The organism is Streptomyces sp. NPDC001515 (genome assembly GCF_053597115.1).
Map to the genome: position 1 here is coordinate 14,566 of NZ_JBSFHN010000019.1, position 13,093 is coordinate 27,658.

Below are 13,093 nucleotides of genomic sequence, written 5' to 3' on the forward strand. Positions count from 1 at the left end.
GTTGACCAGGGGCTTAAGGATCACTTAAAAGTGACCCCGCCGGTGATTCGAAAACGAACCACTCGATCTTAAAAAGTGGATGCCTGGACCTACCCGTTCGCACTCCTTGACTGGGCCCGGTTCGGCATTAAGGTCTAGACCTGCATCGCCCCGGGCCCGGCCCAGGTCGCGGCCCCGTTTCGGCCGCTGCCACGCCTGCCCGGATGCCGCGACCCGTACCGTCCCGGCCCCGCGCCGACCGGACGGCCCGTACCCCCCGTACCACCGACGAGTCCGCCCGACCCCCTGGAACCACCGCCGCGCACACGCCGCGGCGGGCCCCGGGCGGCCGCACGAGCGAAGGAAGTGATGTGGCATGAACACAAAGAGGCGACTGGCCGTTTCGATCGGCGCCCTGGTCGCGCCGGTACTCGCCCTCGGCGTCCAGGCAGGCACCGCGAACGCCCACGGCTGGGTCACCGCCCCGGCCAGCCGGCAGGCCCAGTGCGCGACCGGCGTCGTCGACTGCGGCCAGATCACGTACGAACCGCAGAGCGTCGAGGGCGTCAAGGGCCTCAAGAGCTGTAGCGGGGGCAACGCGGCGTTCGCGGAGCTGGACGACGACAACAAGGGCTGGCAGGTCACCCCCGTCGGCAAGAAGTTCACCTTCACCTGGCACCACACGGCCCGTCACGCCACGGCGAACTGGCAGTACTTCATCGGTGACCAGAAGATCGCCGAGTACCAGGGCAACGGGGCCCAGCCCCCCGCCGACGTCAGCCACGAGGTCGACTTCGGCAGCTTCACCGGCAAGCAGAAGGTCCTCGCCGTCTGGAACGTCGCCGACACCGTCAACGCCTTCTACTCCTGCGTGGACGTCAACATCGGCGGCACGGACGGCGGTACGGGCGGCGGTGACGGCGGTACGGGCGGCGGTGACGGCGGCACCGGAGGCGGCGACGGCGGAACCGGCGGCGGAAGCGGCGACTGCGCCGCGCCCCTCTGGAGCACGGAGGCCACCTACACCGGGGGCGACACCGTCACCTCCGGGGGCCACACCTGGCGCGCCAAGTGGTGGGTGAAGGGCGACAAGCCCGGCACCACGGGCGACTGGGGCGCCTGGGAGGACCTGGGCGCCTGCGCGGCCTGATCATCTGCCGCTGATCGCCGACCGGTGAGGCCGGGCACCGGCGGATTCCCTGGACGGGGGCCCGCCGGTGCCCGGCTGTCCGGAGCCGGCCGCCTCAGACCGGGCCGGCCCCGTGCCGGCGCAGATACCGGCCCACGATCTCGTTGAACTCCTCGGCGCGTTCCACCTGGGACCAGTGCCCGCACCGGCCGAAGAGGTGGGCGTCGGCACGCGGGAGGGCGTGCAGGAGGTCCCACGTCCGGGAGACCGGGATGACCACGTCCCGCGTGCCGTGGATCAGCAGCACCGGGATGTCCACCTCCGCGAGCGCGCCGAGGTCGAGCGGCAGCGCGTCCCGGTCGCGGTCGCGGGCCGCCACGACCTCCTTGAGGCGGCTGGACGCGCTGTCGTTCAGGGCCGCCCGGTAGCGCAGGTCCACCAGTTCGTCGGTGATCAATTCCTTGTCCACCACGAACTGTTCGAGCGTACGGCGGATGCCCGCCGGCGAGAGTTCGGGCGTGGCGTGGCCCGCCAGCGCCGCGGTCCTCTTCGCGCCCCCGGTGCCCATCGAGACGATGCCCAGGATCCGCTCCGGGGCGTCGAGGGCCAGTTGCAGGGCGACCCAGCCGCCGATCGAGTTGCCGACGATCCAGGTCTTCTCGATGCCGAGCGCGTCGAGGACGCGCAGCGCGTGGCGGCCCCACTCCCGGATGCCGTACTCGGTGCCCGGTGCCACGACGCTCTGGCCGTAACCCACGGAGTCGATGGCGACGCAGCGGCCGTGGCGTGCGAGGTGGGGCAGGTTGAGCCACCAGTTCGCGGCGGCGGTGACCCCCGTCCCCGAGCCGTGCAGGAAGAGGATCGGGGTCCCCTCACCGACCTCGTGGTAGTGGGTCAGCTCGCCCTCGGCGGTGGGCAGCCACCGGTCCTCCAGGCCGAAGAAGGCGTCGGTCCTGTACTCCGGGATCTCGACAGTGGTCATCGGCATTCCTTTCCCTGGTCCTCTCCCCCGGTCGTCCTGCGCCGGCGGGCCGCCGGTCACGAACGGCGGGTGAGCTTCTCGATGACGGCGTGCACGCCCACGACGTTGTTCACCATCTGGGTCACGCGGACGTCCGCGGCGATGGAGCAGAGGCTGTACGCCTCGTCCGGATCGAGACCTTCCTCGGTCAGCCAGTTCACGAGGTCGTCCACCGCGTCGTGGGCGGCGGCCTCCAGGCTCTGCCCGAAACCCGTGGAGACGAAGTGGTCCTCCGTCTCCACCCGGGGGGTGCGCAGCCCCGCCCCCGGCTCCACCGTGAACCGCAACCGGACATGGTCCATCCCGGTCTCGATCGCGGTCTGGTTCACCTCGCCGTCGCCCTGGGCGGCGTGGCCGTCACCGCAGTAGAAGCCGGCGCCGTCCCGGAAGACGGGCAGCATGAGGCGAGCGCCCACCACGAGTGCGGACAGGTCCATGTTGCCGCCGAAGGGGCCCGGTTCCACCGTGCTGCGCGGGCCGGCCCCGGCCGGGGCGACTCCCATGATGCCCAGGAAGGGCCTGAGGGGGACGCGCACCCTGCCGCCGAGCATGGTGGTCATGGTGGTGCGGTCCAGCGCGAAGTGGCGGATCGTTCCCCGGGGGAACCGGTCCCGCAGGACGCCCCGGCCCCTCGGCTCGGCCACGACCAGGTTGAACCCGTGAGCCGCGGGCGTCAGCGCCCGCACGTCCACCACCAGGGCGTCGCCGGGACGGGCGCCCCGCACCCGGATCGGGCCGGTGAGGGAGTGCGGCCCGAGCGCGTCGGGGAAGGCCGCCCGGAGCGCCGGGAAGTCCTCCATCACCGTGTCCGGGGTGACGCGGTTGCCCCAGTGCCCCCAGGTCGACAGCGTGACCTCGTCGCCGGAGTCGATCGTGAGCACCGGCGGCGCGTCGGGGTCGATGACCCCGACGCGGACGGTGTCCGGCCCGGCGGGGAGGTCGTGGACACGGCCTCCCCGCTCGGCGGACGGGGCGGGGACCCGCGTCACGCGCCACCCGCTTCGGCGTGGCCCCGGGCGGGTTCGCGGCGGATCGAGGCCAGCAGGTGCTGCACGGCGCTGGTGGCGCCGTTCGTGTTGCTGGCGAACAGGATCCGGGCGAACTGGGCCCCCAGATAGGGGTGGAACCCGAGGTCGTACAGGGTGCGGAAGTCCCGCTCCTCGATGGCGGTGCGCTCGGCCCCGGTCAGTTCGTAGCGGTCGAGCACGGCCGCCTCGTCCTTGACGAACTCCTCGCGAAGTCCGGCGTTCCACTTCAGGTCCTGCACGAGATCGTGCGAGACCAGGGCGCGGTTGATGTGTTCCAGACTCATGGCGGTCTCCTTCTCAGCGTCCGGCCGGCGCCGAGGTCATGTCCCAGCTCACGGCACCGATGCCGCAGCGCCACTGGTCCCAGGCGGTGTAGCCGAGGACGTCGCAGGGCCGCTCGCCGATCGCACCCATGACCAGGATCCAGCTCAGCAGTTCGCCGGTGCCGCCGATGCCGGCCCGGTCGAGCCGCTCCAAGGTGACCTCGGCCAGGACCTTCTCGTGGTCGCCCTCGGCGAGCAGGCCGAGGAACCAGCGGTCGAAGTCCTCGTCGATCCAGAAGTCCCGCACGCCGCCGGGCTCGTGGCTCATCCCGCCGGTGGCGAAGAGGCCGACGCGCAGATCGGACGGCAGGTCGTTCTCGATGAGGTCGGCGAGCTGCCGGCCGATCTCGTAGCAGCGGTGCTGGTCGGGGAAGGGCGGGACCGTGACGTTCTGGAGGACGGGCACGATCGGGACGCCGCTCGCCTCGATCCCGGTCCTGACCACGGGCACCGAGATGTTGTCGTCGAAGTTGAGGTTGTCGCGGGTCGCGGAGACCGGGACGCCGCGCCGGTTCAGGCCGTTGAGGACCTTCTCCGCGATGTCCGGGCGCCCGGGTATCCGGTACTCCCCGCACCCCAGCCAGTCCTTGAAGAACTCGGCCGGGCCGCGGTGCTCGGGCGCCATGCCGATGACGAAGTCCGGGTAGGCGCGGATGCGGTTGTTGGCCATGTGGTCGTTGGCCACCATGAGGATGACGTCGAGTTCGGCGTCGCGGATCTGCCGGGTCAGCGACCCGTACGCGGACGCGACCATCCGCTGCGATGCTTCGGGCGCCTGATCGAGCATGCCGATCAGGCCGGGGGCGTGGCTCGCCGCCACGGCGAGGCCGATGTGGGCCATGGTGCGTGTTCCTTCGGTGCGTGCGGGGGGGGCGGGCGGCGGTCAGACCGCGGCGCGCAGGTTCCGGGTCTCGTCCTCGCGGACTTCGAGGGTGTCCGCGTCGATGGCGACGCCGTAGACGGTGCGCGCCGCGTCGAGGGAGACGACGCCTTCGCGCACGTCGCGCAGGACCAGTGCGGCGGGGCGCAGTCGCGGGTCCCCGAACCCGCCGCCGCCGCTCGCGATCACCTCGACGACGTCGCCCGTGTGGAGGGTGTAGAAGGAGTTCGATTCCATCGCGACGGGTTCGGCGCCGGCCCGGGTCAGGGTGAGGCGGTTGACGATGCCGGGCCGTCCGCCGAGCAGTCCCACCGGGGCGGTACGCGGCATGAAGCCGCTGCCGTACGTGGCGCAGGCGATGTCGTCGGCCAGGACCCGCCACCGGTAGCGCACGCCGAGCCCTCCGCGCCACTGGCCGCCGCCCGCGCTGTCCGGAAGGTATTCCAGCTCCTCCAGCAGATACGGGGTGTCCAGCTCGTGCAGTTCGGGGTCCGGGGCGCGCAGTCCGCCCAGGGTGTTCGACGGAGAGAGGTGGTCCCAGCCGTCGAAGCCCTCGGTGGCGCCGCTGCCGCCCTTGCCCAGGAAGTGGAGGTCGCCGAAGTGGCGTCCGGTGCGCGGGTTCATGCCCATGGTGGCGGGCGTGCACCAGCGGGCCCAGCCGGCGTGCGCGCGGTCGGGGACGGCCTGGGAGAGCGCCACCCAGACCGCCGAGGCGATGGCCTCGCAGGTCGGGACGGTGCACGCGGCGACGGGTGCCGGGGCCTCGGGGTTGGTGAGGGAGCCCGCCGGGGCGATCACGTCGATCGGTTCGATCGCGCCGTCGTTGTAGCGGATGTCGGGGTCGATGCAGCCGAAGAGGGCCAGATGGGCCGAGGCGACCGTGTTGGCGATCGTGCTGTTGATGAAGCCCTTGGCCTGCTCGTCGCTCTCGGTGAAGTCGAAGGTGAGGTGCTCGCCCTCGACCCTGACGGTCAGGGCGACCCGGTAGGAGCGGTCGCGGTCGATGCCGTCGTTGTCGAGCAGCGCGTCGGCGCGGTACTCGCCGTCGGGGATCTGGGCGATCTCGGCGCGGACCTGGCGGGCGCTGGCCCGCAGCAGCTCGTCGGTGGCGGCGGCGATCGTCTGCGGCCCGTACTTCTCCAGGAGGCCCTTGAGTCGGCGTTCACCGATGGCGGTGGCACCGATCTGGCAGTTCAGCACGCTCTCCACCAGGGCGCGCATCCGTACGTTGGAGAGGATCAGCTCCCAGGCGTCGCGCCGCAGTTCGCCGCGCGCGACGACGCGGGTGGGCGGGATGACGATGCCCTCCTCCTGGACGTCCCGCGCCCCGGGGTTGAACCCGACGACGCCGCCACCGCCGACGTCGGCGTTGTGCCCCTTGGTCGTGGCCCAGAAGACGAGTGCGCCGTCCCAGAAGACCGGCCGGGCGATGGTGATGTCGGGCAGGTGCGAGCCGCCGTTGAACGGGTCGTTGTGGATGAAGATGTCGCCGTCGTGCACGTCGTCGCCGAACGCCTCCGCGATGGCGCGCAGGGCGAACGGCGTCGCCCCGCCGATGACCGGGATGTAGTGGGTCTGGGCGAGGAGCCGGCAGTCCGCGCTGAAGAGGGAGGTGGCGAAGTCGCGGGCCTCGACGAAGATGGGCGACCGCGAGGTGCGCAGCATCGTCTGGCCCATCTCGCTGGTGATGCCGTCCAGGGCGCTGCCGATCACGGCCACGAGGATGGGGTTGGACGTGGCCTGCGTCGGGGGCGTCGGCCGGGTCGTCTGCTGTGTCATCTGCTCGATTCCCTTCAGGCCGGCTGGTTCGCCGGTTCGATGACGTAGTTGCCCTGCGCGTCCACCGTCATGGCGTAGCCCTCGACGAGGACGACGGTGGTGGTGGGCTGCTCGATGATCGCGGGGCCGACGACGCGGTTGTCGCGGCGCAGGGCGAGGCCGTCGTAGACGTCGGTGCGGACGGTGCGGCCGGAGAAGACCGCCTCGCGGGCGCCCTTGCGGGCGGCGCTCGGGTCGGCGCCGGCGGAGGGTTCGTCGGCGAGGGCGGGCTTGGCCGTGCGGCCGAGCGAGGTGAGGCGGACGTTGATGAGTTCGGTGGGCTCGCCGGGCATGGTGTATCCGTTGAGCGCCTCGTGCCTGGCCTCGAAGTCGCTGACGAGCTGCTTGACCGACTGCGGGGTCAGCTCGCCGTCGAAGGCCAGGGGCACCTCGATCTCGGTGAACTGGCCGATGTAGCGCACGTCCGCGCTGAAGACCAGGTCGATCGCCTCGTCCGCGACGTTCTCCGAGCGGAGGGTCTCGACGGCCTCGTCGCGCATCTCGCGGTACAGCTCGCCGACCCGGTCCAGGTCCAGGGCGTCCATGTCCGAGACGAAGGTGCGTGCGTACAGGTGCTTGAGGTCGGTCAGGAGGGTGCCGACGGCGCAGAACACCGACGACTCGCGCGGCACGATGATGCGGGTGATGCCGAGTTCCTGGGCGATCGGCACCGCGTGGATCGGTCCCGCGCCGCCCGCGACCACCAGGGTGAACTCCCGGGGGTCGACACCGCGCTTGACCGACACCGCGCTGACGGCCTCGGCCATGGTCGCGTTGACCACGCGGTAGATGCCCTCGACCGCTTCGGTGACGGTGAGTCCGAGCGGTGCGGCGACCTTCTCCTCGACGGCCCTGCGCGACGCCTCGACGTCCAGGGTGAAGGCCCCGTCACCGAACATGTCCGGGTTCAGGTAGCCCATGAGGAGGTCGGCGTCCGTGGTGGTGGGGTTCTCGCCGCCCCGCCCGTAGCAGGCGGGGCCCGGGTTGGCGGTGGCGCTCTGCGGGCCCACCCGGAGGATGCCGCCGGAGTCCACCCACACCAGCGAACCGCCGCCCGCGCCCACCGTGTGGATGTCCAGCATCGGCAGGGCGACCCGGTATCCGGCGATCTCGCTGTCCCCGGTGAGCAGCGACTCCCCGTCGCGCACCAGGGCGACATCGAAGCTGGTGCCTCCCATGTCGACGGCGATCACGTCCTCGGCGCCGTGCCGGCGGGCGTACTGGAGAGCCGCCCCGGGCGCCGCCGCCGGTCCCGACATGAGCGCGTTGACCGCCGAATTGCTCGCGATCTCGGGCGACATCACGCCGCCGTTGGACTGCACGATGAGCAGGGTTCCGGAAAATCCCCGGTCCGCCAGCTGGCGTTCGATGTTCGCCAGGTAATTCTGCAGTTTCGGTCCGACGAAAGCGTTCAGCACCGTGGTGCTGTGGCGCTCGTAGGCGCGGATCTGGGGCACCACGTCGCTGGATATCGTGATGAATACGCCGGGGAGTTCCTCGCGCAGGATGTCCGCGGTGCGCTGTTCGTGGGAGGGGTCCACGAAGGACCAGAGGTACGAGACGGCGACGGCCTCGACGCCCTGCTCGCGGAAGTACCGCGCCGCCGCGCGCACGTCCTCCTCGTTGAGCGCCTCGACCTCGTTGCCGGACACGTCGACGCGTTCGCGGACGGTGGCGATCAGTTCCCGGGGGACCAGCGGGGGCGGCGGCGCGTACTTCGAGTCGTTCTGCCGTTCGCGGATGCCTCGGCGCATGTTCAGCAGGTCACGGAAGCCGTGCGTCGTGACGAAGCCGGTCTTCGCTCCCTGGTGCGTCAGCACCGCGTTGGTGGCGATCGTCGTGCCGTGCACGATCGTGGACACCGCGCCGAGGAAGTCCCCGAGCGACTCCCCGAAGCTGTCGGCCGCCTTGGTCAGGCCGTTCAGCAGACCGACGGACGGGTCGTGCGGCGTGGTCGGAGACTTGTAGATACGGGACTCGCCATTCCCCTCGACCACGAAGAGGTCGGTGAATGTGCCGCCGATGTCAATTCCGATCCGCCGACTCGCACTGCTGCTTGTGTTCGTCATCGAGGAAACTCCATTACTGAGAACCGAATGGGCACGCGGGGGGGGGTGCGGCACAGTGACGCAACAAGGAATTGCGTGCATGCGCGGCAGTGCGAACCGAATTCGAGACCTACCGGAAGGCGCGGTGTTTCCAGGACCGTAGCCCCTCGTACAGGGGCCGACAACGAACTGTTCGGCTCAGCCGAACAGGGGCGGCCGGGTCACGGCGCGCGCTCGGAGAGCCGCCGGGCCGCCTCCACCACGGCACGGGCGTACGCGTCCCCGTGCGCGGCCAGCCGGTGCTCGGCGAAACTCATGCTGAGCGCCCAGGTGACGTCACCGTGCCGGTTGCTGACCGGCGCCGCGACACAGCACACGCCCTCGACCGCTTCCTCGACGTCCCGTGCGTACCCCTGCTCACGCACCGTGGACAGCTCCGCCTCCAGCGCCGGGAGCGTGGTGAGCGAGCGGTCCGTGAGCGGGGGCAGCGCGTCGTGACCGTAGACGTCGCGCAGTTCCCGGGGGGAGAGATAGGCCAGCAGCATCTTGCCGGGCGCCGTGCAGTGCGCCGGGAGGCGTTCGCCGACCCGGGTCGCGTTGAGCCGCACCCCGTCGTGCGGGGCCAGCTTCTCCAGGTAGACGACCTCGCCGTAGTGGCGTGACGACAGCTGGACCGTCTGCTGATGTGCGGCGACCAGCGCCCGCATCTCCACCCACGCCGGCTCGGAGATCTCCGAGGTCATCCGCGCGCGCAGCCCCAGCTGAAAGGCCCGCCACCCCAGGCGGTAGCGGCCCCGTCCCGTGCGGCGCAGCAGACCGAGCGCGACCATGGACTGCATGTGGTCCCAGGTCGTCGTCTTGGGGAGGTCGAGCGCCCGGCACACCTCGCTGACCGTCCGCTCGGGGGCGTCGGAGGAGAAGAGGTCCAGAATCCGCACGGCCCGCTCAAGACCGTCGATCACGCCGTCTCCCATACCCGCACGATCGACAGGATACGGGCACCGGCCCAGCCGCGAGCGCACCGAGGTCGCGCCTCGGGGAGGCGCGCACGGCGTGGCCGAGCGGTCGCGGTGTCCCGGCGTCCGGAGCGGTCGGCGTATCGGCCGGCCGCCCGGGTGGCCCGGCAAGTGACAACATCCGTCCCGCGACACGCCGTTGGGGGGAGAGAAGGGCGTCCGGACGCCTACCGGAGCGCGGTCCGGGCCGCCACAATCTCGGTATGACGATCACGCCGGCCCCGCCGAGCGCCCCGCCGACGCGCCGCGCCCCGCTCGCGCTCGCCCTCGCGGTCCTCACGGGCGCGGTGATCGGGAGCTCGCTCGCCGCACTCGCCGTGGGCACTGTCCTCGAACGTGTTCCCCTGCTGGTCGGCGGCCTGGCCGTCCCCATCGCCTACGGACTGCTGGTCCTCGCCGCCGGGGCGCCCGCGCGCGCACGCGAGGCGGCCGTCGTCCCCCGTACCGCGCTCGCCATGATCGAGAGCCTGCGCGCCACCGGCGGGGAGACCAGCGACGTGCCCGTCCGCTTCGACCTCACCGTCGCCCCGGACGGCGGACCGGCGTACCGCGTCGAGTCCACCCAGTTCGTCAATCTCGTCGACCTGCCCGACTACAAGCCGGGCGGCATCGTCGTCGTCCGGTACCCACCGCACCAGCCGTGGGCGGTGAAGCTGGTGAAGCGCCCGACACCGGAATGGGAGGACCGCGCGGCCGGGGCCCGCATCGATTCGGCGCCCGGCCCGGCCCTGACCGACGAGCAGCCCCCGGGCAGCACGGTCGGCGGCTACCTCACGCTCCTCGCCCTGCTGCTCGGCGCGGCCGGCGTGGTCTTCGCCTTCCGGGGCGAACTCTTCGGCCCGGACGAGCCCACCGAGCGGCCCCCCTCGGCCGCCAGGTCCGTCGACCCCGGCACCTCGTCCACCACGATCGTCTCGGCCGCGTCCGGCACCGTCGCCCTCGGCCCCGGACAGTCCCTGTTCGACGAGGGCCGGCTGCGTCCGGCGGTCGACTCGCTCACCAAGGCCGACAGCACGAAGCGCCAGGCCCTCACCGTCGTGGTGCAGGACCGCCTCCTCACAGTCGTCTTCACCCCCACGGGCTCGCGGGCACCCGGCTTCGACCTGGACGACCTGCCCTACGCGCGCATCCCGGCTCTCGTCCGGGAGGCCAGGACCACTCTCGGTGTCCGCTCCCCGAAGACCTGGCAGCTCACCGCCGAGAGCCTGTCCGGCACTCTCACCCTCAGGGTCGGGGTGACCGGCGCCGACGGCGCCGCCTCGTTGGAGGCGAACGGCCGGGGCGAGATCGTGCGGCGCGCCCCGGCGCGCTGACGGGACGGACCGGGTGGACGTACGGACGGGGCCGGCAGGACAGGTGGGACGGACGCCCGGACGAGGCCGCGGGACAGGTGGGACGGAACGGGTGGGACGGGCTAGCAGCACGCGGGGCGGAACGGGTGGGCCGGACGGAGCGGGTGGGCCGGGCGGGGCAGGCCGGTGGGGACCAGGAGGAGCGCACGATGGGTTGGCACGGATATCTGGCGGTGTGGTGCGCCGTTCTCGGCGTCGTCGCGCTCGTCGGATACGGACGGGCGCTGGCGGGGGTGACGCGCGGCCAGCGGGCGGTCCGCGTCATGGGCCGGATCGAACGGGTCGAGGAGCCCCGGCACGGGAGCTCGGCACACGAGGGGATCGCCGTCGTCGTCACCTTCCGCGACCCCGCCACGGGGCAGGAGTTCACGGTCACCAACGACGGCGAGTGCGGCGACCGCATCAGCACGGCCTGGACGGGCCGGGAGATCGGCATCCGCTACCCTCCCGGCCGCCCGCACGCCTTCCGCTTCACCACGGACCCGGACGCCGGACGGAGTGGGCTCGGCTGGCCCACCTTCGCGGTCTTCCTCATCTACGTCGGGCTGGTCGTCGTCGCCTCGATCGACCGGGGCTGGCCGTGGGCCCTCGTCGGCTTCGGCGTGCCCTGGACGCTGCTGGGCGCGACCTACCTGCCCGGGGCCGTCCGCGACACGCGCCGGCGCGTCGAGGCCCTCGCCTCCGGCGGCCCGGTCCCGGGGCGCGTCATCGCCGTACTGAAGGACGTCACCGTCGACGAGGACAGCGGCACCCTCACCAGCCACACCCCGGTCGTCGCCTTCACCACGCACGACGGCACCGCCGTCACCGCCTACCGCACCACAGGGCTGCGCGATCCCGTCGGCTCACGCGGCCGGGACCTCACGATCCACTACCGCCCCGACGACCCGAGCGTCTTCACCACGGACCTCGCCGCCGAACACCGCTCCCGCGCCGGCGAGATCGCGTTCGCCGTCGTGGCCCTCCTCGTGGGGGTGGCGGCGGCCGCGGTGGGCGGGATCCTGATCGCGGGCTGACACCCGCCACCCGGGCCGCGGGGATGGTGGGCGTATACGCGCTCAAGGGGATTCGGGCAGCTTTGGGCAGTTCGGGCGAAAGGGTCCGGCCGGGGTGTAGCGAGGGTGCGTTGCGGCCACATCTGGCGCATGTCGCTGCCTTCGCTGCCCTCGCTGCCCGTCTTCGAGCCCATGCTGGCCACCCCAGGAAGCCTGCCGCTGCCCGGGGGTGACGCGCGGTGGGCCGTAGAGACGAAGCAGGACGGCCAGCGAGTGCTCGTCTACCTCCCCGGCGACGGGACGGTGACCATCCGCTCGCGGGCCGGGCACACGATCACCGCCGCCTATCCGGAGTTGCACGGCCTGCCGGACGCGGTGGGCGCGAGGCCGGCGGTGCTGGACGGGGAGATCGTCGCCCCCGACGCCGACGGCCGCCCCGACTTCGGGCGTCTGCAGTCCCGCATGGGCGTGGCGGGCGCCCCCGGCGCGACCGCGCTGCGCGTCCCCGTCCATCTGGTCCTCTTCGACGTGCTGCTTCTCGACGGCCGGGACCTCACCGGCCTGCCGTGGACCCGGCGACGCCAGGCCCTGACCGGACTCGGTCTGGACGGCCCGGCCTGGTCGGTGCCCGCAGCCGTCGTCGATCACGCCCGGAGCGCGTTGGACGCCACCCGCGAGGCAGGACTGGAGGGGATCGTCGCCAAACGCCTCGACTCACGCTACCGACCCGGCGCCCGGTCCCCCGACTGGATCAAGATCAAGAACGTGCGGACCGAAGACGCCGTCATCGGCGGCTGGGTTCCGGGTCGCGGCCGGCTGGAAGGACTCCCGGGGGCCGTCCTGCTCGGGGAGCGCCACAAGGGCGGGCTGCGCTACATCGGGTCCGTGGGCACCGGCTGGAGCGACCGCGAACGCGGGCAGCTCGCCGCCCTGCTGACCGCCGCGGCCTGGCCCGACTGCCCCTTCGACCACGACCCCGCGGTCCCCGGAGCCCGCTGGGTCCTGCCCCGCCTCGTCGCCGAAATCACCTACAGCACCCGCACCCGCGCCGGACACCTGCGCCACCCCTCCTGGCACCGCCTCCGCCCGGACCTCGCCCCCGACAGCCTCTCGTGAGCCCGACCGTCCGCTCGGTGTCGCCCCGGGACCAGGACGGTTTCAGACACAAGTTGGCAGGGGTACGAAAGATGTGGCTACCGACCTCATCACAACCATCTCAGGGACTCTTCACCGAATTTCAGCGCTGCCCGAGGGACTTCCGAGAGACCTCTCGCTACCTGCAATAGGAAGAAGTCGACGTCACCCGGGAAGCATCTCCGCCTCAATCAAGAGGAGATCTGCCGAAGTCAGACTAGGAGCCACCCAACCCAGAGAGCGAGCATGGGCAATAAAGCCCTCCGGAAGTGAGATATTATATTCACGCACATAGTACGCAAGATCAGCCGGCCACATCCATACACCATCCGTCATAATGGCAAGCGGGCCCGCATCCCGCTTCGTCTCA

General features: G+C 71.7%; 11 protein-coding genes. 4 read left to right on the forward strand and 7 right to left on the reverse strand.

All coding sequences use genetic code 11. The features are described from left to right. Window positions 1-355 precede the first annotated feature (355 nt). Window positions 356-1,129, forward strand: a complete 774-nt coding sequence (locus ACWCXC_RS20790) for a lytic polysaccharide monooxygenase (protein ID WP_450685317.1) — start codon at window positions 356-358, stop codon at window positions 1,127-1,129. Between the two features lie 94 nt (window positions 1,130-1,223). On the opposite strand, the gene ACWCXC_RS20795 is transcribed toward ACWCXC_RS20790, so the two are convergent. The 7 genes from ACWCXC_RS20795 to ACWCXC_RS20825 form a co-directional block, all read right to left on the reverse strand. After that, the gene (locus ACWCXC_RS20795) at window positions 1,224-2,090 is read right to left on the reverse strand and encodes an alpha/beta fold hydrolase (RefSeq protein ID WP_450685316.1); all 867 of its coding nucleotides are present in this window, start codon (window positions 2,088-2,090) and stop codon (window positions 1,224-1,226) included. A 56-nt stretch (window positions 2,091-2,146) separates the two neighbouring features. Beyond that, on the reverse strand, window positions 2,147-3,118 hold the full coding sequence (locus tag ACWCXC_RS20800; RefSeq protein ID WP_450890158.1) for an acetamidase/formamidase family protein: 972 nt from the start codon (window positions 3,116-3,118) through the stop codon (window positions 2,147-2,149). After that, window positions 3,115-3,441, reverse strand: coding sequence for an extradiol ring-cleavage dioxygenase (locus ACWCXC_RS20805; RefSeq protein ID WP_450685314.1), 327 nt, complete (start codon window positions 3,439-3,441; stop codon window positions 3,115-3,117). Before ACWCXC_RS20805 ends, ACWCXC_RS20800 begins: the two co-directional genes overlap by 4 nt. A gap of 13 nt (window positions 3,442-3,454) precedes the next feature. After that, window positions 3,455-4,321, reverse strand: coding sequence for a DODA-type extradiol aromatic ring-opening family dioxygenase (locus ACWCXC_RS20810; RefSeq protein ID WP_450685313.1), 867 nt, complete (start codon window positions 4,319-4,321; stop codon window positions 3,455-3,457). 42 nt (window positions 4,322-4,363) lie between these two features. Next, the gene (locus ACWCXC_RS20815; RefSeq protein WP_450685312.1) at window positions 4,364-6,139 is read right to left on the reverse strand and encodes a hydantoinase B/oxoprolinase family protein; all 1,776 of its coding nucleotides are present in this window, start codon (window positions 6,137-6,139) and stop codon (window positions 4,364-4,366) included. Between the two features lie 14 nt (window positions 6,140-6,153). After that, window positions 6,154-8,247, reverse strand: coding sequence for a hydantoinase/oxoprolinase family protein (locus ACWCXC_RS20820; RefSeq protein WP_450685311.1), 2,094 nt, complete (start codon window positions 8,245-8,247; stop codon window positions 6,154-6,156). Window positions 8,248-8,447: 200 nt separating this feature from the next. Further along, complete coding sequence (locus tag ACWCXC_RS20825) at window positions 8,448-9,200, reverse strand: IclR family transcriptional regulator (RefSeq protein ID WP_450685310.1); 753 nt, start codon at window positions 9,198-9,200, stop codon at window positions 8,448-8,450. A 245-nt stretch (window positions 9,201-9,445) separates the two neighbouring features. Between ACWCXC_RS20825 and ACWCXC_RS20830 the strand changes: the two genes are divergently transcribed. From ACWCXC_RS20830 to ligD, 3 genes are all read left to right on the forward strand, one after another. Beyond that, window positions 9,446-10,555 carry a hypothetical protein gene (locus tag ACWCXC_RS20830; RefSeq protein ID WP_450890159.1) on the forward strand — a complete coding sequence of 370 codons (1,110 nt, stop codon included), beginning with the start codon at window positions 9,446-9,448 and terminating at the stop codon, window positions 10,553-10,555. Between the two features lie 188 nt (window positions 10,556-10,743). Then, on the forward strand, window positions 10,744-11,610 hold the full coding sequence (locus ACWCXC_RS20835) for a DUF3592 domain-containing protein (RefSeq protein WP_450890160.1): 867 nt from the start codon (window positions 10,744-10,746) through the stop codon (window positions 11,608-11,610). A 129-nt stretch (window positions 11,611-11,739) separates the two neighbouring features. Continuing rightward, window positions 11,740-12,705, forward strand: coding sequence for a non-homologous end-joining DNA ligase (gene ligD, locus ACWCXC_RS20840; protein WP_450890161.1), 966 nt, complete (start codon window positions 11,740-11,742; stop codon window positions 12,703-12,705). Window positions 12,706-13,093: the final 388 nt, after the last annotated feature.